Here is a 23,515-nt window from a genome sequence, read left to right as displayed (position 1 = left end):
GGACGCCGTCAGGGCGCCTCGAGATGACAGAAGGAGCCGTTGCGATGACGCAGCTTTCGGCTGCCCCGAAGCAGCCCGCGGAGGGTGCGCGGGCGACCACCGACAGCAGCAAGGCGCTGTACGGAGGCAAGAGCACCCGCCGCATCACGGTCCGCGACATCACCACAGCCAAGGAGCGCGGCGAGAAGTGGCCGATGCTCACCGCCTACGACGCGATGACCGCGTCCGTCTTCGACGAGGCCGGCATCCCGGTCATGCTCGTCGGCGACTCGGCGGGCAACTGCCACCTGGGGTACGAGACGACCGTCCCCGTCACCCTCGACGAGATGACGATGCTGTCCGCCGCGGTCGTGCGCGGCACCAGCCGCGCCCTGATCGTCGGCGACCTGCCCTTCGGGTCGTACCAGGAGGGCCCCGTCCAGGCCCTGCGCTCCGCCACCCGCCTGGTCAAGGAGGCCGGGGTCGGCGCGGTGAAGCTGGAGGGCGGTGAGCGCTCGCACCGCCAGATCGAGCTGCTCGTGGAGTCCGGCATCCCCGTGATGGCGCACATCGGCCTGACCCCGCAGTCCGTGAACTCCATGGGCTACCGCGTCCAGGGCCGCGGCGAGGAGGCCGCCCAGCAGCTGCTGCGCGACGCCAAGGCGATCCAGGACGCGGGCGCGTTCGCGGTCGTCCTGGAGCTGGTCCCGGCGGAGCTCGTCGCCGAGGTCACGCGCACCCTGCACATCCCGACCGTCGGCATCGGCGCGGGTCCGGAGACCGACGCGCAGGTCCTGGTGTGGACCGACATGCTCGGCCTCACCGGCGGCAGGGTGCCGAAGTTCGTGAAGAAGTACGCCGATCTGCGCGAGGTCATGGGCAACGCGGTGCGCGCGTTCGCGGACGACGTCGTCGGCGGAACGTTCCCTCTTGAGGAGCACTCGGTCCACTGACCACCTGGGGCCAGGGCTACCTGGACCCACTGAGCCACTGCGGCACCAGGACAGCCCGCCGATTTCCCCCGTCGGCGGGCTGTCGCCGTACGTGAAGGGCACGCACCACGGTGATCCGCGCTAACGTCTGTCGGCGATATATCGGTGAGCGTACGGCGCTGTAGGCGAGCTGTAGGTGGTTTGTCGGTGGGCGCTGGCACCTTGATGGGCATGACGCGAATCGACAAGAACCCCGACAGCGGCGCCCGCAGCGCCGTCTCCGTGCGGGGGCTGGTCAAGCACTACGGCGAGACCAAGGCTCTGGACGGCGTGGACCTGGACGTCCGCGAGGGAACCGTCCTCGGGGTGCTCGGTCCCAACGGTGCCGGCAAGACCACCCTCGTCCGTATCCTTTCCACCCTCGTCACCCCCGACGCCGGCCGGGCCACCGTCGCCGGCTACGACGTGCTCACCCAGCCCCGCCAGCTGCGCCGCGTGATAGGCCTGACCGGTCAGTACGCCTCGGTCGACGAGAAGCTCCCCGGCTGGGAGAACCTGTACATGATCGGGCGGCTGCTCGACCTGCCCCGCAAGGACGCCCGCCGACGCGCCGACGAGCTCCTGGAGCGCTTCTCGCTCACCGAGGCGGCCAAGCGCCCGGCATCGACGTACTCCGGCGGTATGCGCCGCCGTCTCGACCTCGCCGCCTCCATGATCGGCCACCCGTCCGTCCTCTACCTGGACGAGCCGACCACCGGGCTCGACCCGCGCACCCGCAACGAGGTGTGGAAGGAGGTCAAGCGGATGGTCGCGGACGGCGCCACCGTGCTGCTCACCACCCAGTACATGGAGGAGGCGGAGCAGCTGGCCTCCGAGCTGACCGTCATCGACCGCGGCAAGGTCATCGCCAGCGGCCGGATCGACGAGCTGAAGGCCCGGGTCGGCGGCCGCACGCTGCGCATCCGCCCGGTGGACCCGCTGGAGCTGCGCCCGCTGGCCTCCCTCTTCGACGAGCTGGGGCTCACCGGACTGGCCGCCTCGGTCGTGGACACCGAGACCGGCACCGTGCTGGTCCCGGTCCTCAGCGACGAACAGCTCACCGCCGTGGTCGGCGCGGTCACCGCGCGCGGCATCACGATCGGCTCCATCTCCACCGAACTGCCCAGCCTGGACGAGGTGTTCCTGTCCCTCACCGGCCACAAGGCCGGTGTCCCGCAGGACGCCGCCCCCGCCCGCGCCTACGAGGAGGTCTCCGCATGAGTACCGCCGTTGTCGAAGCCCCCCTCGCCGCGAAGGGCGACCCGCGTATCTCGCCCCGCGCGCACGCGCGCCACATCGGCGCGCTCGTCCGCCGCAACCTGCTGTGGATCCGCCAGGACCCGGAGTCGATGTTCGACGCCGTCCTGATGCCGGTCGTCTTCACCCTGCTGTTCGTGTACGTCTTCGGCGGCTCCATCGGCCAGTCGCTGGGCGGCGGACAGGACGCCTACGTCCAGTACGTGGTGCCCGGTCTGATGGCGATGACGGCGATGAACATCGCCACAGCCGTCGGCACCGGCTTCAACGAGGACTTCCAGAAGGGAGTGATGGACCGCTTCCGCACCCTGCCGATCGGCCAGGGCTCCGTGCTCTTCGCCAAGATCGTGGTGGAGCTGATGCGGATGCTGGTCGCGACGACGATCCTCCTGATCGTAGGAGTGCTGGTCGGCTTCGACATCACGAACTGGCCGGGTCTGTTCGCCTCCGTCGGGCTCTCCGTCCTCTTCGGCTCGTCCCTGATGTGGATCTTCCTGGTCCTCGGGGTGACGATGAAGAACGCGCAGTCCGTGCAGGCGATGGGCTTCCTGGTGCTGATGCCCCTGCAGTTCGGTTCGTCGATCTTCTCGCCGACCGGGACCATGCCCGGCTGGCTGCAGGCCTTCACCGACTACAACCCGCTGTCCGCGCTCGCGGACAGCACGCGCGGCCTGATGGTGGGCGGCCCGGTCGCGCACAGCCTGTGGGTGACCCTCGCCTGGACGGCAGGGCTCACCCTGGTCATGGCGCCGATCGCGATCCACAAGTTCCGCACCAAGAGCTGACGTTCGCGCACGGGACCACGGAAACCCCGGTCCGCGTCACACGAGGGCGGCGGCCTCCTCCAGGGAGAGCCCGCCGCCCTCGGCGTACGCGGCCTCGTACGTCGCGTCGTCCAGCACGGCCCGTAGGTCGGCCTCCGCCCGTGTGCGCACCTGCTCCTCCATCGGGCCCACGAAGTGCCCGGGCGGCAGCAGATGGTCGGCGGCCCCGAGCAGCACGGCCGCGTCGCGGACGCGGCGGCCGCCGTCCAGGCCCGTGAGGGCGATGGCGGCGGTGGTCAGATGCGCGGAGGGCATGTGCGGGGCGATGATCTGCGACAACGGATCGCCCGCCCGCACCAGCGCCTCCCGCACCTTCTCCAGGGCGGACTCGTGCAGCCCCTCGAGCGCGTCCAGCCAGGCCTCGACGCCCACCACGAACCCGTCGAAGACCACGAAGGTGACCGCTTCGAAGTTCTCGCGCAGTATCCGCATGTGTTCGCGTGCCTCGGCGACCCGGCCGCTGCGGGCCAGCCACATCGCCAGGAACAGCCGGGAGGCGGGCATGGCCTCGTTGTAGGCGCCGTCGCCGCTCTCCAGAACCTCCCGCAGCAACCGCTCGCCGCGTTCGGTGTCGCCGGACTCGATGAGCACACCGCCGAGCCGGGTGTTGAGGACGGCCGTCTGGGCGTGCGCGCCGAGCCCTTCGGCGTGGGTCATGGCCTCCGTGTAGTCCGCGGCGGCGAGCGAGAACTCACCCCGGCGCTCGTGGGCCTCACCGCGTGCGGAGAGCGCCTCGGCGGCGCCCCAGGCGTCCCCGAGCCGGATGAAGAGTTCCAGTGCCTCGTCGGCGTCCCGGGTCGCGTCGCCCGCCCAGGTGGCCCGGTTGGCGAGGATGTTGGCACGCATCTGGAGGGCGACGGCGAGTTCCCACTCGTAGCCGAGTTCGCGGCAGGTCTGGACGGTCGCGTCGATGACGGAGCGCATCCGCTCGATGTCACCGGTCAGGATCACGGCGTAGAACCAGAGGTTGCCGGGGCTGCGGCAGGTCTGCGGCTGACCCGGGCGGTAGGTCTCGCTGATGACGCGCAGTTTCTGCTTGGCCTGCGGGGTGTCCCAGGCCCCCATGTCCATGTCCATGCAGGAGAGATGGACGAGGTGGACACCGCGGCGGGCCTCTTCGAGGACCTCGGGGCGCATCGGCGGCGGGGTGTCGGTGCAGCTCTCCAGCAGCGGGGCGGCCGGCCGCGCAGGCTCGGCGAAGGGGTCGGGGCCAAGGGCCATGACCTCGCGGGACCAGTGGCGGGCCATCTGCCGCAGATCGCGCATCTGCCAGTACCAGGCCAGGGAGAGGACCAGGCAGAGCGCCTCCTGCTCGTCGCGGGCGCCGACGGCGTGCTGGAGGGCGGCGCGGATGTTCTCCGACTCGGTCTCCAGCCGTGCGATGGCGGCGCGCTGGCCCGGGCCGCGCAGCCGGGGGTCGGTGGTGCGGGCCACTTCGCGGTAGTGCGTGAGGTGGGCGCGCTCGGCGGCGGGGCGCTGCCCCGACTCGTCGAGCCGCTCGCCCGCGTACTCGCCGACGGTCTCCAGGAGCCGGTAGCGCATCTCGCCGTCCCCCCAAGGGGCGGCCACGACGAGGGACTTGTCGACGAGCGAGCCGAGCGTTTCCAGGGCGGCCGGTCCGCAGACGGCCTCGGCGGCGGCGAGGTCGCAGCCGCCCGCGAAGACGGACAGCCGCCGCAGCACGTCCCGTTCGTCCTCGTCGAGGAGGTCCCAGGACCAGTCGACCACGGCGCGCAGGGTCTGCTGGCGCGGCAGGACCGTACGGCTGCCGGAGGTCAGCAGCCGGAACCGGTCGTCGAGCCGGTCGGCGATCTGACGCGGAGTGAGCATCCGCAGCCGGGCGGCGGCGAGTTCGATGGCGAGCGGCAGTCCGTCGAGGCGGCGGCAGATCTCGGCGGTGGCCGCGGGGTCGTCCTCGACCCGGAAACCCGGGCGGGCGGCGGCCCCCCGGTCGGCCAGCAGCCGCAGCGCGAACGGCTCCGGCAGCGGCTCCACGGGGCGCAGCAACTCCCCCGGTACACCGAGGGGTTCGCGGCTGGTGGCCAGCACCGTCAGGCCCGGGCACCGCTCGAGCAGCTCCTCGACGAGACGCGCGGCGGCGTCCACGACGTGCTCGCAGTTGTCGAGGACGATCAGCATGCGGCGCTTGGCGCAGTACTCGGCGAGCCGATGGAGGTCGTCGTGCCGGTCGGCGACGGCCCGCAACTCCTCCGCGCCGGCTCCGCGCAGCACGGTCTCGCGGGCTCCGACGGCGGTGAGCACCGCCTCGGGCACGGCCTTCGGGTCCTCGACCGGCGCGAGTTCGGCCAGCCACACCCCGTCCGGCGCGGTGTCCGCCACGGCCTCCGCCGCCTCCTGCGACAGCCGCGTCTTGCCGGCCCCACCGGGCCCGAGCAATGTCACGAGCCGGGCCGTCGCCAGATCCTCCCGGATCGTGTCGATGTCCGCCGCCCGCCCGACGAAGGAGGTCAGCCGGGCGCGGAGGTTGCCGGGCGGCGGGGACGCGGAGCGGCCACGCCCGGCCGGGGCGGTCCGGCGCTCGGTCCGGTTCTCGGTCCGGTCCGTGGAGCGGGGTCGTAGGCCCTGGGCGTGCGCCCTGCCGCCGTCGCCGGCCGGGCTGAGCAACTCCTCGTGCAGGGCGCGCAGTTCGGGGCCGGGGTCGGAGCCGAGGCGGTCGGCCAGCAGCTCCCGTACGGACTCGTAGGCGGCGAGGGCCTCGGCGGGCCGGCCGGCGTCGCGCAGGGCGCGCAGACGCAGGACGTGCAGGGGCTCGTCCAGGGGGTGGAGGTCACACAGGGCGGTGAGCTCGGGCAGGGACTGTTCGGCGTGGCCGAGGGCGAGGGCCGCCGCGAACCGGGCGCGCCGTACGTCGAGACGGCGGGTCTCCCAGCGGGCCGACTCGGCGGCCCGGTCCGGGAGGTCCGCGAGGGCCGGCCCGCGCCACAGGGCGAGGGCGTCGTCGAGGGCTTCGGCCGCCTTCGTGGGGTCGCCGTCGGCGAGCGCGCGTACGCCCTCCCCCGCGAGCCGCTCGAAACGGTGCAGGTCGATGTCGTCGGCGCCCGCGGCCAGCCGGTAGCCGCCGTCCCCCGAGTCCACCGCCTGCGGCCCGAGCGCCCTGCGCAGCCGTCCCACCAGGGCCTGGAGCGCGCCCGGTGCGTCGGCGGGCGGATCGCCGTCCCACACCTCGTCCACCAGGACGGCCGCGGGCAGGGTCCGTCCGGGCCGCAGCGCGAGCACGGTCAGGAGGGCGCGCAGCCGCGCCCCGCCGAGCACGACGGGCGTGCCGTCGGGGCGCAGTGCCTGGGTGGTGCCAAGGATCCGGTAGCGCACGGGGTCCATTGTCTCCGGTGACGTGACGATCTCAGCCCCTGCCTTCTCCGGAACCAATGACCGACCGCGAGACGTTTTCTCCGTGAGCCCGGTACGGTCGGGCAGGCCCAGCACCATGCGTACCAGTTCGAGGAGCCCCATGACCACCGCCGCTTCCCGTCGCAGCAGCGACCGGAGGATCAGCCCCGTCTTCGTCGGGATCGTGGCCGTGATGGCGGTGACCGGGTGGGCGACATGGACCGGGTTCGCCGAGGAGCCCGGTGTGGCCGTGTTCCTCTTCGTGACGGCCGCCTGGATCGTCTCCCTGTGCCTGCACGAGTACGCGCACGCGCGCACCGCCCTGCACAGCGGCGACATCTCGATCGGCGCGAAGGGCTATCTGACGCTCAACCCGCTGAAGTACACGCATGCGCTGCTGAGCATCGTGCTGCCGGTGATCTTCGTGATCATGGGTGGGATCGGTCTGCCGGGCGGGGCGGTCTTCATCGAGCGCAACAGGATCCGGGGCCGCTGGAAGCACAGCCTGATCTCGGCGGCGGGCCCGCTGACGAACGTGCTGTTCGCCGTCGTGTGCACGGCGCCGTTCTGGCTGCACGCCCTGGACGGCGTGCCACGGGACTTCCAGTTCGCGCTGGCGTTCCTCGCGCTGCTCCAGGTCACGGCCGCGATCCTGAACTTCCTGCCGGTCCCGGGCCTGGACGGCTATGGCGTGATCGAGCCCTGGCTGTCGTACAACGTCAAGCGCCAGGTGGAGCCGTTCGCCCCGTTCGGCCTGCTGTTCGTGTTCGCGGTGCTGTGGATCCCGTCGGTGAACACGGCTTTCTTCGACGTGATCCACTCGATCCTCAACAGCCTGGGGATCAACGAGATCCAGACGTACTGCGGTCAGGAGTTCTACCGCTTCTGGCAGGGCACCAACGAGTTCTGCTCGGTCAGCTGACGGACCTGCCGCGCCGCGCGTAGTACCACGTCATGTTGGACGACAGTCCGGCCAGCAGCACCCACACGATCCCCAGCCAGCTGCCCTGGACGAAGGAGACGACGGCCGCGGCGACGGAGAGGACGCAGACGGCCAGGGCGTAGAGGGCGAGGCGGGGCATGGGGGCTGGCTCCTGTCGGGACGGTTCGGACAAGGTCGTACGGCGTCCAGTGTCCCTCATGTCCCCCATGCCCGTACGCCCGCTATACGTCCGTCACCCGGAGGCCGGCGTGGGCCTTGTAGCGGCGGTTCACGGAGATCAGGTTCGCCACCAGTGCCTCGACCTGGTGGGCGTTGCGCAGCCGGCCGGCGAAGACACCGCGCATGCCGGGGATGCGGCCGGCCAGCGCCTGCACGATCTCGACGTCCGCGCGCTCCTCGCCGAGGACCATCACGTCGGTGTCGATCTCGTCGACCTCCGGGTCCTGGAGGAGAACGGCCGACAGGTGGTGGAAGGCGGCCGCAACCCGGGAGTCCGGCAGCAGGGCGGCGGCCTGCTCGGCGGCGCTGCCCTCCTCCGGCTTCAGGGCGTAGGCGCCCTTCTTGTCGAATCCGAGCGGGTTGACACAGTCGACGACGAGCTTGCCGGCCAGCTCCTCGCGCAGTGATTCCAGCGTCTTGCCGTGCCCCTCCCACGGTACGGCGACGATCACGATGTCGCTGCGCCGCGCGCACTCGGCGTTGTCGGCGCCCTCGACACCGTGGCCCAGCTCCTCGGCGGCGGTCTGCGCGCGTTCCGCGGCACGCGAGCCGATGATCACCTTCTGGCCGGCCCTGGCGAGCCGGTAGGCCAGGCCCTTGCCCTGGGGGCCGGTGCCGCCGAGCACGCCGACGACGAGCCCGGACACGTCGGGAAGGTCCCAGGGGTCCTTCACCGGGGCCTTCTGTGCACTGTCAGTAGAGGTCATGGGCCGACTTTACGTGTCACGGTTCCCGCCTCGGGGGCTTCGGGGGCTCAGGTGAGGGCCGTCACGGGGATTCGGCGGAAGGTGATCGTCTCGTACGGCCCGAAGTCGCCCGTCTCGTAGAGGAGCCCCACGGTCGCCCCGTCGACACGGACGAGGTCGGAGTAGGCGGCGGGCAGTGCGTCGACGGTGTGCGCGGGCCGCCAGGTGGTGCCGCCGTCGGCGGAGGCCCGGACGGTCATGAGGGCGCGGGCGGCGGGGTCGGCGGGCCCCGAGTACAGCAGCAGGTCCGGATCGCGGAGCTGGAGCACGCTGCCCTGGACGACGGGGGTGACCAGGCCCGTCTGCGGCCGGAAGGGTTCGGCCAGGGTCCTGCCGCCGTCCGTGGAGTGGGCGTCGGCACGGTTGCCGGCGGACGGGGCGGACGGGGCGGACGGGGCGGACGGGGCGGACGGGCGGGAACTTCGCCGTTCGTTGCGGGTGTTGAAGTAGACGCGCCCGTCGGGGAGTTCGGCGGCGGTCGTCTCGTTGGCGTTGACGTATCCGTCGGTGTTCTCGTCGACGTACCCGAGGGACCAGGTCTCACCACGGTCGTCGCTGAGCAGACAGTGGCCGCTGTGGTACTTCGCCTCGGTGCCGGTGTCCGTGCCGGTGGGCGGCAGGGTGTGGTTGCCGGGGACGACGACCCGGCCGGTGCCGAGCTGGATGGCGTGCCCGGGCGTGGTCGCGTACCACCGCCAGTCCGCCTTCTTCACCTGCCCGGTGATCTCCTCCGGGGCGGACCAGGTGACACCGTCGTCGTCGCTGTGCTGCACCCAGACACGGCGCCCGTCGGCGGGCTTCACCCTGCCGCGCAGGATGGCGTCCTCGGTCGCGCCGGCGGCGGCGCGGACGTGCACGAGCAGGATCCGGCCGGTGTCGAGGACGACGGGGGCGGGGTTGCCCGCGAGGTCGTTCCCGTTCCGGGCGACGGCCTGGAGCGGACCCCAGGTGCGGCCGCCGTCCGTCGACCGCTTCAGGACGATGTCGATGCGGCCGTGGTCGGCGGCGGAGTCGACCCGGCCCTCGCAGAAGGCGAGCAGGGTGGGTGTACGGGTGGTGACGACAGCGGGGATCCGGAAGCTCGCGTAGCCTTCGCGGCCCGCGTGGAAGGGGGTGCTGGTGACCGCGGTTGTTGCCGTGGTGGTTCCGGTTGTTTCCGTCATGCGGCGGGATCTGCCCCACTTGGGCGAAATCATGGTGAACTCCGCCTGATCAGTTGCCGATTGGGGCAGGATGCGTGCGCATGGATGCCGTACGGGTCGCGTTGCTGCGCGAAGTCCTCGCCGGGACCGAGTGGTTGGGTGCCACGCGCCGGTTCGCGGAGGGCCTGCGAGGGTCCGTGGTGTCGTACGGGGGCGGGCTGCTCCTCGTGGGCACGGCGGAGTACGAGCCGTGGCACCTGGCCGCACATCTGGTGGACGAGGCGGCCTGGTCGGGGACGCCGGAGCTGTCGCCGACGCTGGTGCGGCACGGGGCGCGGGCTTCGGACCCGGCACATCTCGCCGTGGGCCTCGGCCGTATCGAGGCGGCGCGGCGCGGCGAGACGCTGCTCGTGGTGTCGCCCGCCGCACCCGGGGCGCCGCTCCTGGAGCGGGTCCACGACGCGCGGCGGGCCGGGGCTACCGTGCTCGCGCTCGACGCCGGTGACCGGGAGCTGGGGGCGATGGCGCACGAGTCGCTGACCGTGCCGCCGGATCAGGAACTCGACCTCGACACCGTGCAGCACCTCGTCAGCGCGGCGGCCGGGGAGAACTCCCTGCCCTCACCGCGGGGGCGGCGCCGGTTCCGAGACCGGCTCTCCCGCCTCGCGGACCAGCTGACGGCTCCGCCCGCGGCGCGGTGGTAGACCGCGGCGGGCGGAGGGGCGGCTGAGCGGCGGAAAAGCAGTTGCCGCCGTGGTGGGCGGCCGCTCAGCATGAGCCGTCGTGACCGACGACGCCCCCGTATCCCCCGCCACGCTGCCCGCGCACGCCGAATCCGCCGCCGGTGCCGGTGCGCGATCGCGGTCGCTGTTGCCCGATCTCGCGCCCTGGCGGGCGTCGGCCGACTTCCGGCGGCTGTGGCTGGCCGGGCTGATCACCAACTTCGGCAGCTTCCTGACCTTCGTCGCGCTGCCGGTGCAGATGAAGGTGCTGACCGGGTCGGCGGTCGCCGTGGGGGCGATCGGGGCCGTGGAACTCGTACCGCTGATCGTGTTCGGGCTGTACGGCGGGGCGCTGGCCGACGCCCTCGACAAGCGGAAACTGATCCTCTACACGGAGGCCGGGCAGGGGCTGCTGTGCGGCGGACTGCTGGTCAACGCGCTGATGCCGCGTCCGGCGGTGTGGCCGCTGTACGTGGTCGCCGCGCTGTCCTCCGCGCTCGGGTCGGTGCAGCGGCCCGCGCTGGACTCGCTCGTCCCCCGGATCGTGGCGCACGAGCACCTGCCCGCCGCGGCCTCCCTCAACTCCCTGCGCTGGTCGGTCGGCGGGGTCGCGGGACCGGCCCTCGCGGGCGTCGTGGTGGCGTACGCCGGGCTCGGCTGGGCCTACGCCGTGGACCTGGTGACCTTCGTGGTCTCGGTCGTACTGATCGTCGGACTCGCCGCGTCACCCGCCGCGCACGAGGCCGCGAAGCCGTCGCTCGCCTCCATCGCGGAGGGAGCGCGGTACGCCTGGAACCGCAAGGAGCTCCTCGGTACGTATGTGATCGACCTGGCCGCGATGTTCTTCGCGATGCCGCTCGCGGTGCTGCCGTTCCTCGCCGACGAGCTCCACGCCGCGTGGTCGCTCGGACTGATGTACGCGGCGCTGCCCGCCGGGGCGATGCTGGTGACGCTGACCAGCGGGTGGACCTCGCGTGTGCACCGGCACGGACGGACGGTGGCGTTCGCGGCGGCGTGCTGGGGACTTGCGATGGTGGGGGCGGGGGCCGTGCACAACGTGTGGCTGGTGCTGCTGTTCCTGGTCCTCGGCGGCTGTTGCGACATGGTGAGCGGGATCTTCCGGGGCGCGATGTGGGACCAGACGATTCCGGACGAGCTACGGGGGCGACTCGCCGGGATCGAGCTGCTCTCGTACTCCGTCGGGCCCCAGCTGGGGCAGGTACGGGCGGGCGGGATGGCGGCCTGGACGGGGGTACGGGCGTCGATCTGGGCCGGGGGTGTGATCTGCGTGGGAGCGGTGGGGGTGTTGGCGTGGTGCCTGCCGCAGCTGATGAAGTACGACGTACGGACGAATGAACACGCGGTCCGGATGCGCTCCGCTCGGGGCCGGGCAGCACTCTCCCACCCGCACCACCCGTGACGGTCGCTCGGACGGTGCGGGTCGCCCGCGGGGGCCGGCCACCGTCGGCGCCCGCGGGTCCGCGCGCCCCCACATGGCTCGGCCGCCCGGCGTCCCGGTGGCTCGGGGCTTGTCAGTCGTCTTCTGGGGCCGGACCCGTTGCGTCGTGCCACTTGGGGTCCGTTTCCCACTCGAGGTTGCGCTCCTGGGCGGTCTCCATCGCGTGTTCGGCCTCCTCACGGGTGGTGTACGGGCCGAAGCGGTCCTTCGCGGGGCACTCGGGACCCTCCTCCACCTTCTGGTGGACGAGGCAGTAGTACCACTCGCCCGGCTTCCCTACGGTCCGCTTCTTGAAGAGGGCCATGACCTGCTCCTTTCGCCACGGACATAGTGCCCCCATGCCCGCTGGTTAGACTCGCTGGCATGTCTGGCCAGTCGCTGCTCGTACCAGGAGAGCTCTCTCCCACCCGTCCCGTTCCGGGAAACATCAGGCGCCCCGAGTACGTGGGCAAGCCCGCCCCCACGCCGTACACCGGTCCGGAGGTACAGACCCCCGAGACCATCGAGGCGATGCGGATCGCCGGGCGGATCGCCGCGCAGGCGATGGCCGAGGCTGCGAAGCTCATCGCGCCGGGCGTGACGACGGACGAGCTGGACCGGGTCGCGCACGCGTACATGTGCGACCACGGCGCCTATCCGTCCACCCTCGGTTACCGCGGTTTCCCCAAGTCCCTGTGCACCTCGGTCAACGAGGTCATCTGCCACGGCATCCCCGACTCCACGGTGCTGCGGGACGGCGACATCATCAACCTCGACGTGACGGCGTACATCGGTGGCGTCCACGGCGACAACAACGCGACGTACCTGGTCGGGGACGTGGACGACGAGTCGAGGCTCCTCGTCGAGCGGACCCGTGAGTCCCTCGACCGTGCGATCAAGGCGGTCAAGCCGGGCCGCCAGATCAACATCATCGGGCGCGTGATCGAGTCGTACGCCAAGCGGTTCGGATACGGGGTCGTGCGGGACTTCACGGGGCACGGGATCAACTCCTCGTTCCACTCAGGACTGATCATCCCGCACTACGACAGCCCGCACGCGACGACCGTCATCCAGCCCGGGATGACCTTCACGATCGAGCCGATGCTCACGCTCGGTTCGCACGACTACGACATGTGGGACGACGGGTGGACCGTCGTGACGAAGGACCGCAGGCGGACGGCGCAGTTCGAGCACACGCTGGTCGTCACGGAGACCGGTGCGGAGATCCTCACGCTGCCGTAGCCGCGCGCTCGTAGCTCACACCTCGCCCGCCCTGATCACAGGGCGGGCATTTTTTGTCGCCCGACGGGGTACGTTTTTACCGACAGGATGTCGGTAACCTGCCGAGAACCCATTGACTTAGGTAAGCCTAACCATACAAGATTCTGACTGGTTCTCGTCCTCTTCGGCACCGGAGGTCCCATGAATACGGCGTTCTCGACGCTGATCCGCACCGCGTCGCACGAGCAGCACATGGAGGCCGAGACCTCGACGTTCATGGGCGACCTGCTCGGCGGCAGGCTCGGTGTCGAGGCGTACGCGCGCTACACCGAGCAGTTGTGGTTCGTGTACGAGGCGCTGGAGGCGGACGCCGGGCGGTTGGCGTCCGATCCGGTGGCCGGGCCGTTCATCCGGCGGGAGTTGCTGCGTCGCGGCGCGCTGGAGCGTGACCTCACGCATCTGCGGGGTGCGGACTGGCGGGCGACGCTCACCGCGCTGCCCGCCACCGGGGCGTACGCGGCGCGGGTCGCCGAGTGTGCGCGCGAGTGGCCCGGCGGGTACGTCGCCCACCACTACACCCGTTACCTCGGCGACCTCTCCGGCGGTCAGATCATCCGGGGCAAGGCGGAACAGACCTGGGGCTTCGCTCGGAAGGGTGACGGCGTCCGCTTCTATGTCTTCGAGGACATCGGGAATCCGGCCGCGTTCAAGCGGGGGTATCGCGCGTTGCTGGACGGGGTGCGGGCGGACGAGCTGGAGCGACAGCGGATCGTCGCCGAGTGCAGGCGGGCGTTCGCCCTCAACACGGCGGTCTTCCACGCCCTGGCCGAGGAGTTCCCCCTCACCGCCTGACCCACCACCCGACGACTTCTTCCGCCCCCGCCGCCCCATCCCAACTCGGGGGCTCCGCCCCCAAACCCCCCGACCGGCCGCGTCCTCAGACGCCGGACAGGCTGAAGGCCTTCAGGGGCGCGGGGAACGGCGCGACCAGCCCCCCACCGGCCCACAGCCAAACGAACCGGGCGGCCGGGGGACGCGGGGCGAAGCCCCCGTCTCAGGGGCGCGGGGAACTGCGCGACCAGCCCCCACCGGCCCGCAGCCGGCAACCGCAGCCGGAGGCGTTCACGCTCGGAGCAGTCGTACGCGACCCCCCACCTCCACCCACCCACCCGGCTGCGGCGCGGTGAGGATCTGGGAGCCGGCGCCCTGGACGATGTTCAGGGCCCGGCCCAGCCGCTCGGTGAGCAGCAGCGCCGCCGCCCCCGTCGCCTCGTCCTCCACGATGCCGTCGTCCCGTCCGGGAAAGCCCCGGGCCCGCACGCGCCCGGCCAACTCGTCCTCCCAGGCCCAGGCGTACACCCACTCCCCCGGCTCCGGCACGGCCAGCGCGTCGACCTCGTCGGCGGACCCGTACTGCCGCAACGTACGCCCCGGCGCCCACTCCGCCCGTGCCTCGATCCAGCTGAACTCCCCGTCCAGCCGTACCCCCACCACCCCGGCGGGCGTGACCAGTTCGGGTATGTCGAGCAGCCACCCCACCCCGACACAGGGATGCCCGGCGAACGGCAGCCGCAGGGTCGGGGTGTAGATGTCGACGACCCCGCGCTCGGGGTCGTCGACGAACACGGTCTCGCTGAACCCGAGCTTCGCGGCGAACGCCTGCCGCTCCTCCGGATCCGGCATCACCGAACCCTCGCGCACCACACCGAGCTCGTTGCCGTGTCCACCACCGGGCCCGCAGAAGACGCGCAGTACGTCGAAATCAGTCACCCGAGCATTCAAACATCACCCGTTCCACGCCGTGCGCCGCCTGCGTACCGCGACCACCACACCCGCGGCCGCCGCACCGAGCGGTACCTCCGAGCCGGTGGAGGCGAGTGCCCCGCCCACACCGCCCGTGGTGGATCCGGTCGTCCCCGTGCCGCCATGGAGTCGGCCTTGAGGTCGCTGGGAGTGAGGTAGAGGCCGTAACTGCGGTTGTCCTCATGGCCCTTGAAGTTCACGGCGCCCGCGAAGGTCACCGGGTTCGCACCGCGCCCCTTCTCCGCGCTCAGCGGCGGTGAGCGCGGGTCGCGTTCGCCCGGGTGCTCGCCCAGCGCGCTCCTCTGCTGCTGCTCGACGAGCCGACCGCCGCCCTCGACCTCAGGCACCAGGAGTTGATGCTGCGGGTGTGCCGGGCAAGGGCGCACGCCGGTGACGCGGTGGTCGTCATGTTGCACGATCTGGGGCTCGCGGCCGTGTACGCGCACCGGGTGGCGATTCTGTGCGCCGGTCGTGTCGCCGCCGAGGGGCCGCCGGCCGAGGTTTTCACGGGCGCGTTGCCGACTGAGGTCTACCGCCGGCCCGTTGAAGTGTCCCCCGCACCCCCGGACGGGTGCCGTCCTGGTGACTCCCGAACGGGGCGCCGTGACCGCCGAACGAGATACTTGACCATTACTTGACCTTCCCTTGGGGTTCAGTTTGAGCCACCGTGATCAGGCCGTGCCTGTGCGTCAACCGTGAGAGCTGAATCACCGTAGGGGTGGGTAAGACTGAGGTAAGCCTCAGGTAAGTTAGGGCAGCCTCACCATGCCAGCGCGGATCTTCCGCCTGGTTTGTCCGTCGTTCTCTTGGAGCCTGAATGCGAGCCGTCCGACTCTCAGTTGTCACCGCCGCCGCGACCGCGGCCGCTCTGGCCGCCGTCACGGGCTGCACCGAGAAGAGCGACGCCGGGTCCGGCGACGCGATTCAGGTGACCGCCGCCGACTCCAAGTGCGAGACCTCCTCGAAGTCCGTCCCGGCCGGCCAGGTCACCCTGAACATCGAGAACAAGGGCTCGAAGGCCACCGAGGTCGAGATCCTCTTCCCGGACGACCGGATCGTCTCCGAGAAGGAGAACATCGGCCCGGGCACCAAGTACACGCTGACCGCCGAGGTCAAGGCCGGTTCGTACGAGATAGCCTGCCGCCCCGGCATGAAGGGCCTCGGCGTCCGCCAGAAGCTCGCCGTGACCGGTGGCACGGTCGCCAAGCGCGACCCGCGCCTCGACAAGGCCGTCGCCGCCTACCGCGAGTACGCGCAGGAGCAGGCCGACGCGACGATCCCGAAGGTGGAGACGTTCGCCGACGCCATCAAGGCCGGCGACATCGAGGCCGCCAAGAAGGCCTACGCCCCCTCCCGTTTCGGCTGGGAGAGCACCGAGCCGATCGCCGAGTCCTTCGGGGACATCGACCCCAAGACCGACACCCGCGTCAACGACCTGGAGAAGGGCCAGAAGTGGACCGGCTGGCACGCGCTGGAGAAGGCCCTCTGGCAGGACAAGAAGATCGGCGCGGAGCAGAAGACCCTCGCCGATGAGCTGGTCACCGACCTGAAGGACTGGCAGAAGCGGGTCGGCAAGGCCGAGATCACCCCGACCTCCATGGCCAACGGCGCCAAGGAACTGCTCGACGAGGTCGCCACCGGCAAGGTCACCGGCGAGGAGGACCGCTACTCGCACACCGACCTCAGCGACTTCAAGGGCAACGTCGAGGGCGCGCAGAAGTCGTACGAGCTGCTCAAGCCGGTCGCACAGCAGAACGACAAGGCGCTGACCACGGAGCTCGACAAGCAGTTCTCGGCGCTGAACACGCTGCTCGACAAGTACCGCACGGACAAGACCTCAGACGGCTTCGTGTCGTACGACAAGGTCACCAAGGACCAGCGCAAGGAGCTCTCGGACGCGGTGAACGCGCTCGCCGAGCCGCTGTCCAAGCTCGCCGCGGTTGTTGTGAAGTAGGCGGGGCGCATCATGACGAACGACACCACACAGGCAGCGGGCGGACCTTCGCCCTCCCGGCGTTCGCTGATCGGCTGGGGCGGTGCCGGGCTCGCGCTCGGGGCCGCCGCGGCCGGCGGCGCGGTGGCGATGACCCGCACCGGCAACGACGTGGACCCGGCGGGTGCCGAGACCGGCGCCGCGATCGCCTTCCACGGCGCGCACCAGGCGGGCATCGCGACACCGGTGCAGGACCGGCTGCACTTCGCCTCGTTCGACGTGAAGACGGAGGACCGCGCCGAGTTCGTCCAGATGCTGAAGGACTGGACGGCCGCCGCGCGCCGGATGACCGCGGGACACGCGGTCGGCGAGGGCGCGTACGGCGGACTGGCCGAGGCACCGCCGGACGACACCGGCGAGGCCCTGGGCCTCAAGCCGTCCCGGCTGACGCTGACCATCGGTTTCGGGCCCTCGCTGTTCGAGAAGTACGGCGAGAAGTTCGGGCTGACGGGGCAGCGGCCGGAGGCCCTCGTCGACCTGCCGTCGTTCCCCGGTGACAACCTGGAGAGGACGCGCAGCGACGGTGACCTGTGCGTCCAGGCCTGCGCGGACGACCCGCAGGTCGCGGTGCACGCGATCCGCAACCTGGCCCGGATCGGCTTCGGCAAGGTCGCCATCCGCTGGTCGCAGCTCGGCTTCGGCAAGACCTCCTCGACGACCCCCGACGCCCAGACCCCCCGCAACCTCATGGGGTTCAAGGACGGCACCCGCAACATCGCGGGCACCGAGCCGGACCGCCTGAAGAAGTTCGTGTGGGTGGGCGAGGACGAGGGTCCCGCCTGGATGACCGGCGGCTCGTACCTCGTGGCGCGCCGCATCCGGATGAACATCGAGACCTGGGACCGGACCTCGCTGCAGGAGCAGGAGGACGTCTTCGGCCGGGACAAGGGCGAGGGCGCGCCGGTCGGCAAGGCCAAGGAGCGCGACGAGCCGTTCCTGAAGGCGATGAAGCCCGACGCGCACGTACGGCTCGCGCATCCCGACTCCAACGACGGGATCACCCTGCTGCGCCGCGGCTACTCCTTCACGGACGGCACGGACGGCCTCGGCAGGCTGGAGGCCGGGCTGTTCTTCCTCGCCTACCAGCGTGACGTGCGCAAGGGGTTCATCCCGGTGCAGCGCAGCCTCGCGCGCTCCGACGCGCTCAACGAGTACATCCAGCACGTGAGTTCGGCGGTCTTCGCCGTCCCGCCCGGCGTCCTCGACAAGGACGACTGGTGGGGGCGCGCGCTGTTCTCCAAGGAGGCGTAGCCCGTGTTCGGCAACTATCTGATCGGCCTGCGCGAGGGACTGGAAGCCAGTCTCGTCGTCTGCATCCTCATCGCCTACCTGGTGAAGACCGACCGCAAGGACGCCCTGAAGCCCATCTGGATGGGCATCGGCGTCGCGATCGCGATCGCGCTCGGCTTCGGCTGCGCGCTCGAGTTCGGCTCCCAGGAGCTGACGTTCGAGGCGCAGGAGGCGCTCGGCGGTTCGCTGTCGATCGTCGCGGTCGGCCTGGTGACGTGGATGGTCTTCTGGATGCGGCGCACCGCCCGGCACCTGAAGTCCGAACTGCACGGCAAGCTGGACGCGGCGCTGGCGATGGGTACGGGCGCGCTGGTCGCGACCGCGTTCCTGGCCGTCGGCCGGGAGGGTCTGGAGACCGCGCTGTTCGTGTGGGCGTCCGTGCACGCGGCGAGCGACGGCACCCCGCGCCCGCTGATCGGTGTCGCCCTGGGCCTGGCCACCGCGGTCTTCCTCGGCTGGCTCTTCTACCGGGGCGCCCTGAAGATCAACCTCGCGAAGTTCTTCACCTGGACCGGCGGCATGCTGGTCGTGGTCGCGGCGGGTGTGCTCGCGTACGGCGTCCACGACCTGCAGGAGGCCGACTGGATCCCGGGGCTGCGGAATCTCGCCTTCGACATCAGTGGCACGATCCCGCCGGACAGCTGGTACGGCACGCTCCTCAAGGGCGTGTTGAACTTCCAGCCCGACCCGACGGTCCTTCAGGTCACGGTGTGGGCGCTGTACCTGGTCCCGACACTCGCGATCTTCCTCGCCCCGGTAGGGTTCGCCTCCGGGAAGGGGAAGGTGAAGGTACCTGATGAGCAGGGATCGCGCGGGTCGCAGCCCACGAAGGCTTCGTAGTCTCAACCGGTTCGCCCTGACAACGGGGGCGGTGACCGTTCTGTCCTTGACGGCGAGCGGCTGCGTGGTGGTGCACGGGGAGCGGGAGGTCGTACCGACGGCGACCCGGACCGAGGCCGCCCGTGCGCTCAAGGACTTCACCGCCGCCTACAACAAGGCGGACAAGGCGAACGACAGCTCCCTGGACGCGGATCGCGTCACCGGCGCCCTGGGCGCCATCGACGGGGCGAAGCTGACGGCCGGGCAGAAGAACAATCCGGGCGGCAACCCGTCCTATTCGCCGCTGTCGCTGAGCGACGCGAAGTTCTCGATACCGGCGAAGGCGGGCTGGCCGCGCTGGTTCGTGGCCGACGCCGAGGCCAACAAGGGTGTGGCGGGCTACCGTTGGCTGCTCGTCTTCACCCGGGGCAGCGCGAACGACGTGTGGCAGGCCTCGTATCTGACGGTCCTCGCAGCCGCCGACGTGCCGAAGTTCCAGCAGGACAAGGACGGTTGGGCGCAGCCCGTCACCGGGAACGACACGGCGCTCGCCGTCGCGCCGGACAGGCTGAGCCAGTCGTACACCACGTATCTGAAGAGCGGCGGCGACACCTTCGCACCGGGCCTGCACACCTCGCAGTGGCGGACCCAGCGCGCCAAGAACGCCACCAAGCCCGGTCTCGCCCGGCAGTACATCGACGAGCCGCTGACCTCCGGCGACTACGCCCCGGTGGGGCTGCGCACCGCGGACGGCGGCGCGCTGGTCTTCTTCACCACCCGCCGCTTCGAGAAGCAGACCGCCGCGCAGGGCACCGAGATCCCGGCCCCCAGCGCGGACGTCAAGGCTCTGACGACCGGTGACATCAAGCAGTCCCTCACCCTGGAGTTCGTCTCCAACCAGGCGGTCCTGGACCCCGGGAAGAGCGCGCAGAAGCAGCAGGTGGCGGTGCTGGGGCGGATCGAGGGGCTGACGGGGGCGAAGGGCGGGTAGCCGGGGGCTCGGCCGGTTCCGCCGGACAGGCCCTAGTTGCGGTGGGGCCAGGCCGCCAGCTGGTCGTCCGACTCGTTCTCGCCCGCGTAACGGGCGCAGGCGTCCGTCAGGGCCTCGAGCAGGCTCAGGGGGTCGGGGAGGGCGTGTTCCGGGCCCCGTACCCAGTCGACCGTCAGGCCACCGGGGAGCTGGGCCGGCGGCACGAGGACGTACGAGCCTCGGCAGTGCCAGCGCAGACCGGGGTGCTCGTCCGTCGTCTCGGGGTGCGAGTCCAGCTCGCACGGCCACCACTCGTCCTCGTCCTCGGGCGTACCGCGGGTGAGTGTGAAGAAGAACATGCGGCCGTCGCCGCTCTGTGCGACGGGCCCCACCTCCACACCGGAGGCGAGCAGCCGCTCCAGCGCCTCGCGGCCCGCGTCGACGGGCACGTCGAGGACGTCGTGCACCATGCCGGTCGCGGTGATGAAGTTGGCCTGCGGCTGGTGCCGGACCCACCGCTCGATCTGGGCGCGGTCGGTCGTGGACTGGGTCTGCCAGGCGAAGGAGACGGGGTGGCGCGCGGGGGTGGGGCAGCCGACGCGGTCACAGGAACAGCGGTAGCCGGAGGGGTACGCGGCCTGCGCGAGCGGCAGCCCCGCGGCGGCAGCGGCGATCAGCAGGGCCTCGCGCCCGCCGTCGGCAGCGATCTCCGTCGCGCCCTTCGGACGGCGACCACGCAGCCACTGGGAGATCCTGCCCTGCGCGCCGGAGCGGCGGCCGAACTCTGCGCTCATCAATCCCCTCGCCAAGCAGTTGTGCCGACAGCGGTCGTGTCGCGGCGTCCACGTCCATCACGTTCACGACCGTCACGTTCACGTCGTTCACGCTCACGTTCACGTCAGTCAATCGTGCCGACGAACGCCTTCGACAACCTCTATGGTCCCACTCTCCCGCGCCCCGAATGGACAGAGCCCCCCATCCGGGGCGCTTTGGCATGATTCATCCCCGTGGAGCGAGGCCGTACAGCGCGTAGTCGACGAGGGTGTCCGTATACGCGTACGAGATGGGGCCGGTGTGCTGGAGCCAGCGCTGCGCGAGCGGGGAGACGAAGAGTTCCAGGGCGATGCGGGGGTCGATGTCGGGCCGCAGGTCGCCCTTGTCCTGGGCGGACCGCAGCCGCTTCACGTAGAGCTGGAGCTGGGGTTCGAGGAGCCCCGCCACGAACTCGGCACCGAGCGGTTCGTTGACGAGGCCTTCGGCGGCCAGGGCGCGGGCGGGGATCTCGAACCTGGGGTCCAGCAGTTCGTCGACGGTGGCGCGCAGGACCTGCTTGAGGTCGGCCGCGAGGTCGCCGGTGTCGGGGATGTCGTACGACTCGTGGCCCGCCTCACACGCGGTCCGCTCGCCGAGGTCCATGAAGGCGTCCAGGAGCACCGCGGCCTTCGAGGGCCACCACCGGTAGATCGTCTGCTTGCCGACGCCCGCGCGGGCGGCGATGCCCTCGATCGTGGTCTTGGGGTAGCCGACCTCGCCGACGAGGGCGAGGGCGGCGTCGAAGATCGCACGCCGGGACTTCTCGCTGCGGCGGGTGGAGTCGGGGGTGGGTTTGGCGGAGGTGGGATTGGCGGAGGGGCGGGGCGTGTGGGCCATGGGGCGAATTTAACAGGCTGACAAGACGAGGCGTCTCGTGACCGGCTGGCTGCCGGTGGGGGCCGGTGGGGGCTGATCGCGCAGTTCCCCGCACCCCTGAAAGCCTCACGTCGTCCGGCGTCCGCGGGCGTGGGCGGGCGGCCTCGGCGAAGACCACCCGTTCGCCAGGCGGCCGACAAGGCCCGCGGACCGCACCATGGGCATCACCTGCCCCTGCGGTACGTGAGGAGCCCTCCTTGCAGCCTCCCCGCCGCGCCACACCCCGGCGCTATCTGATGTGCCCACCCGCACACTTCGACGTCACCTACGCCATCAACCCGTGGATGAACCCCGCCAAGCCGGTCGACGTGCCGCTCGCCGTCGCCCAGTGGGAGGACCTGCGCAGCCGTTACCTCGCGCTCGGCCACACCGTCGAGGAACTCACCCCGCGCCCCGGCCTGCCGGACATGGTCTTCGCCGCGAACGGGGCGACGGTCGTCGACGGCCGGGTACTGGCCGCCCGGTTCGCGCACCGCGAGCGCGAACCGGAGGCGGCGGCCCACCTGGAGTGGTTCCGCGCGCACGGCTTCCCGGACATCCACGAGCCGGTCCACGTCAACGAGGGCGAGGGCGACTTCGCGGTCACCGCCTCCTACGTACTCGCGGGCCGGGGCTTTCGCGCGAGCCCCCTCTCGCACGGCGAGGCCCAGGAGTTCTTCGCGCGACCGGTGATCGGGCTCGACCTGGTCGACCCCCGCTACTACCACCTCGACACCGCCCTCGCCGTCCTCGACGACACGACGGACGAGGTCATGTACTACCCGCCCGCCTTCTCGCCCGGCAGCCGGGAGGTGCTGCGGCGGCTGTTCCCCGACGCGCTGATCGCCGGCGGCGAGGATGCCGCCGTGTTCGGCCTCAACGCGGTCTCGGACGGTCTGCACGTGCTGCTGCCGCAGGCCGCGACGGGGCTCCTCGGTCCGCTGCGGGAACGTGGCTTCGAGCCCGTCGGCATCGACCTGAGCGAGCTCCTCAAGGGCGGCGGCAGCGTGAAGTGCTGCACACAGGAGCTGCGGTGCTGAGGAGCTGAGCCCCGGTTGCTAGTCCTCCGTGGGCGGCGGTGGCCAGGCGTCGCCCCAGTCCGCGTCGCGGGCCGCCCGGTACAGCGGTCCGTGACGCTTGGTCACCGTCTCGCGGTGCAGGGCCTCGCCGGGGCCGCACAGGTCCAGGAGTACCTGGCCCTTGCGGATCTGCGGCTTGCGTACGACGCGGGAGGGGGCCGGGGCCGGCGGGAAGCGGGTGGCGGCGACGTAGCTGAACTTCTCGTCCTCGTAGGGCAGGGAGCCGCCCTTGACCTGACGGTGCAGGGAGGAACGCGCGACCCGGGCGGAGAAGTGGCACCAGTCCTCGCCGGGGACGATCGGGCAGGCCGCGCTGTGCGGGCAGGGGGCGGCGACGTGGAACCCGGCGGCGATCAGACGGTCCCGCGCCTCGATGACACGCGCGTAGCCGTCGGGCGTACCGGGCTCGATGATCACGACGGCCTGGGCGGCGGTCGCGGCGGCGGTCACGACGGAGGCGCGGTCGGCGTCGGTGAGCTCGCCGAGGACGTAGGAGACGGTGACGAGATCAGTGCTCTCGATGGTGAGCGCCGATCCGATACGAGAGCGGTGCCATGCGGCGGACTTCAGCTCCGGGTTCGCCGCGGCGATCTCGCGGCCCAGCGCGAGGGCGGGCTCGGCCCAGTCGAGCACGGTCACGGGGCGGGTGCCCGCCCAGGTCGCGTTCACCGCCCAGGTCGCGGCGCCCGTGCCGCCGCCGACGTCCACGTGGCTCGCCGGCGTCCACTGCCCGACCGCGTCCGCGAACGCCTCCAGCGCCGATCGCACCGCCTCGAATGTCGCCGGCATGCGGTAGGCGGCGTACGCGACCACGTCGGAGCGGTCGCGGAGGACCGGGGTGTGGGTGGGGGTCGTTCCCCGGTAGTTCGCGATCAGCCGGTCGACCGCCTGTGTGGCCGCCTTCGGCGGGAGGCCGTCGAGGAGTCCGGCGAGGGCGGTACGCAGGGTCTCGGCGGGATGTACGGGGACGTTCACCCGCCGATTCTACGGTCGCCGCAACGGGTCCCTCGCCCCCGCCAGGGGCGCTGCGCCCCTTCAGGAGCGCGGGGAACTGCGCGACCAGCCCCCACCGGGCCGCGGCCG

General features: G+C 71.4%; 22 protein-coding genes and 1 pseudogene. 14 read left to right on the top strand and 9 right to left on the bottom strand.

The window, feature by feature from the left end; translation table 11 throughout:
* Positions 1 to 44 precede the first annotated feature (44 nt).
* The 3 genes from panB (at position 45) to ACZ69M_RS03555 (ending at position 2,992) form a co-directional block, all read left to right on the top strand.
* Positions 45 to 932, top strand: coding sequence for a 3-methyl-2-oxobutanoate hydroxymethyltransferase (gene panB / locus ACZ69M_RS03565; protein ID WP_470046234.1), 888 nt, complete (start codon positions 45 to 47; stop codon positions 930 to 932).
* 210 nt (positions 933 to 1,142) lie between these two features.
* On the top strand, positions 1,143 to 2,171 hold the full coding sequence (locus ACZ69M_RS03560; RefSeq protein WP_470046233.1) for an ATP-binding cassette domain-containing protein: 1,029 nt from the start codon (positions 1,143 to 1,145) through the stop codon (positions 2,169 to 2,171).
* Positions 2,168 to 2,992, top strand: a complete 825-nt coding sequence (locus ACZ69M_RS03555) for an ABC transporter permease (RefSeq protein ID WP_470046232.1) — start codon at positions 2,168 to 2,170, stop codon at positions 2,990 to 2,992. The genes ACZ69M_RS03560 and ACZ69M_RS03555 overlap by 4 nt, the downstream gene beginning before the upstream one ends.
* Positions 2,993 to 3,028: 36 nt before the next feature.
* Here the strand turns inward: ACZ69M_RS03555 and ACZ69M_RS03550 are convergent, their stop codons facing one another.
* A complete protein-coding gene (locus ACZ69M_RS03550) occupies positions 3,029 to 6,370 on the bottom strand; it encodes an AfsR/SARP family transcriptional regulator (RefSeq protein ID WP_470046231.1) in 3,342 nt (1,113 codons plus the stop codon).
* A gap of 130 nt (positions 6,371 to 6,500) precedes the next feature.
* Between ACZ69M_RS03550 and ACZ69M_RS03545 the strand changes: the two genes are divergently transcribed.
* Positions 6,501 to 7,301 (top strand): site-2 protease family protein, encoded by an 801-nt coding sequence (locus ACZ69M_RS03545; RefSeq protein WP_470046230.1) that lies wholly within the window; start codon positions 6,501 to 6,503, stop codon positions 7,299 to 7,301.
* Here ACZ69M_RS03545 and ACZ69M_RS03540 read toward each other — a convergent pair.
* Genes ACZ69M_RS03540 through ACZ69M_RS03530 form a run of 3 tightly spaced genes read right to left on the bottom strand, consistent with a single transcriptional unit; the run spans position 7,294 to position 9,450 of the window.
* On the bottom strand, positions 7,294 to 7,521 hold the full coding sequence (locus tag ACZ69M_RS03540) for a hypothetical protein (protein ID WP_470046229.1): 228 nt from the start codon (positions 7,519 to 7,521) through the stop codon (positions 7,294 to 7,296). The genes ACZ69M_RS03545 and ACZ69M_RS03540 overlap by 8 nt on opposite strands.
* A gap of 22 nt (positions 7,522 to 7,543) precedes the next feature.
* A complete protein-coding gene (gene npdG / locus ACZ69M_RS03535; RefSeq protein WP_470046228.1) occupies positions 7,544 to 8,248 on the bottom strand; it encodes an NADPH-dependent F420 reductase in 705 nt (234 codons plus the stop codon).
* Between the two features lie 47 nt (positions 8,249 to 8,295).
* Positions 8,296 to 9,450, bottom strand: coding sequence for a sialidase family protein (locus tag ACZ69M_RS03530; RefSeq protein ID WP_470046227.1), 1,155 nt, complete (start codon positions 9,448 to 9,450; stop codon positions 8,296 to 8,298).
* 80 nt (positions 9,451 to 9,530) lie between these two features.
* On the opposite strand from ACZ69M_RS03530, the gene ACZ69M_RS03525 reads away from it, so the two are divergent.
* Entirely contained in the window at positions 9,531 to 10,133 is a 603-nt protein-coding gene (locus tag ACZ69M_RS03525) for a hypothetical protein (RefSeq protein ID WP_067363306.1), read from the top strand.
* 79 nt (positions 10,134 to 10,212) lie between these two features.
* A complete protein-coding gene (locus ACZ69M_RS03520; RefSeq protein WP_470046226.1) occupies positions 10,213 to 11,571 on the top strand; it encodes an MFS transporter in 1,359 nt (452 codons plus the stop codon).
* Between the two features lie 112 nt (positions 11,572 to 11,683).
* Here the strand turns inward: ACZ69M_RS03520 and ACZ69M_RS03515 are convergent, their stop codons facing one another.
* Positions 11,684 to 11,914 carry a hypothetical protein gene (locus tag ACZ69M_RS03515; protein ID WP_067363304.1) on the bottom strand — a complete coding sequence of 77 codons (231 nt, stop codon included), beginning with the start codon at positions 11,912 to 11,914 and terminating at the stop codon, positions 11,684 to 11,686.
* A 59-nt stretch (positions 11,915 to 11,973) separates the two neighbouring features.
* On the opposite strand from ACZ69M_RS03515, the gene map reads away from it, so the two are divergent.
* Together map and ACZ69M_RS03505 are read left to right on the top strand one after the other, a co-directional pair.
* The gene (gene map, locus ACZ69M_RS03510; protein ID WP_470046225.1) at positions 11,974 to 12,831 is read left to right on the top strand and encodes a type I methionyl aminopeptidase; all 858 of its coding nucleotides are present in this window, start codon (positions 11,974 to 11,976) and stop codon (positions 12,829 to 12,831) included.
* A gap of 180 nt (positions 12,832 to 13,011) precedes the next feature.
* Positions 13,012 to 13,662, top strand: coding sequence for a biliverdin-producing heme oxygenase (locus ACZ69M_RS03505; RefSeq protein ID WP_470046224.1), 651 nt, complete (start codon positions 13,012 to 13,014; stop codon positions 13,660 to 13,662).
* Between the two features lie 270 nt (positions 13,663 to 13,932).
* On the opposite strand, the gene ACZ69M_RS03500 is transcribed toward ACZ69M_RS03505, so the two are convergent.
* On the bottom strand, positions 13,933 to 14,580 hold the full coding sequence (locus ACZ69M_RS03500) for a PhzF family phenazine biosynthesis protein (protein ID WP_470046223.1): 648 nt from the start codon (positions 14,578 to 14,580) through the stop codon (positions 13,933 to 13,935).
* A gap of 243 nt (positions 14,581 to 14,823) precedes the next feature.
* Between ACZ69M_RS03500 and ACZ69M_RS03495 the strand changes: the two are divergent.
* The 5 genes and pseudogenes from ACZ69M_RS03495 to ACZ69M_RS03475 form a co-directional block, all read left to right on the top strand.
* Positions 14,824 to 15,240: pseudogene (locus ACZ69M_RS03495) on the top strand (ATP-binding cassette domain-containing protein); the annotation flags it as partial.
* Positions 15,241 to 15,430: 190 nt separating this feature from the next.
* Positions 15,431 to 16,567, top strand: coding sequence for an iron uptake system protein EfeO (gene efeO, locus ACZ69M_RS03490; protein ID WP_470046222.1), 1,137 nt, complete (start codon positions 15,431 to 15,433; stop codon positions 16,565 to 16,567).
* A 12-nt stretch (positions 16,568 to 16,579) separates the two neighbouring features.
* Entirely contained in the window at positions 16,580 to 17,857 is a 1,278-nt protein-coding gene (gene efeB / locus ACZ69M_RS03485; protein WP_470046221.1) for an iron uptake transporter deferrochelatase/peroxidase subunit, read from the top strand.
* 3 nt (positions 17,858 to 17,860) lie between these two features.
* The gene (gene efeU / locus ACZ69M_RS03480) at positions 17,861 to 18,736 is read left to right on the top strand and encodes an iron uptake transporter permease EfeU (RefSeq protein ID WP_470046220.1); all 876 of its coding nucleotides are present in this window, start codon (positions 17,861 to 17,863) and stop codon (positions 18,734 to 18,736) included.
* A complete protein-coding gene (locus ACZ69M_RS03475; RefSeq protein ID WP_470046219.1) occupies positions 18,693 to 19,706 on the top strand; it encodes an SCO2278 family lipoprotein in 1,014 nt (337 codons plus the stop codon). The genes efeU and ACZ69M_RS03475 overlap by 44 nt, the downstream gene beginning before the upstream one ends.
* A 32-nt stretch (positions 19,707 to 19,738) precedes the next feature.
* Here ACZ69M_RS03475 and ACZ69M_RS03470 read toward each other — a convergent pair whose 3' ends face one another.
* Positions 19,739 to 20,479 carry a bifunctional DNA primase/polymerase gene (locus ACZ69M_RS03470; protein ID WP_470046218.1) on the bottom strand — a complete coding sequence of 247 codons (741 nt, stop codon included), beginning with the start codon at positions 20,477 to 20,479 and terminating at the stop codon, positions 19,739 to 19,741.
* Between the two features lie 205 nt (positions 20,480 to 20,684).
* Positions 20,685 to 21,335 (bottom strand): TetR/AcrR family transcriptional regulator, encoded by a 651-nt coding sequence (locus ACZ69M_RS03465; protein ID WP_470046217.1) that lies wholly within the window; start codon positions 21,333 to 21,335, stop codon positions 20,685 to 20,687.
* A 236-nt stretch (positions 21,336 to 21,571) separates the two neighbouring features.
* Between ACZ69M_RS03465 and ddaH the strand changes: the two genes are divergently transcribed.
* The gene (gene ddaH, locus ACZ69M_RS03460) at positions 21,572 to 22,393 is read left to right on the top strand and encodes a dimethylargininase (protein WP_470046216.1); all 822 of its coding nucleotides are present in this window, start codon (positions 21,572 to 21,574) and stop codon (positions 22,391 to 22,393) included.
* Between the two features lie 18 nt (positions 22,394 to 22,411).
* Here ddaH and ACZ69M_RS03455 read toward each other — a convergent pair whose 3' ends face one another.
* Positions 22,412 to 23,407 (bottom strand): small ribosomal subunit Rsm22 family protein, encoded by a 996-nt coding sequence (locus ACZ69M_RS03455; RefSeq protein WP_470046215.1) that lies wholly within the window; start codon positions 23,405 to 23,407, stop codon positions 22,412 to 22,414.
* Between the last annotated feature and the right edge of the window lie 108 nt (positions 23,408 to 23,515).

The sequence above is a fragment of the Streptomyces sp. NPDC107454 genome, from assembly GCF_055582885.1.
Note: the sequence above shows the minus strand (reverse complement) of the source record. Positions and strands in the feature narration are given on the sequence as shown.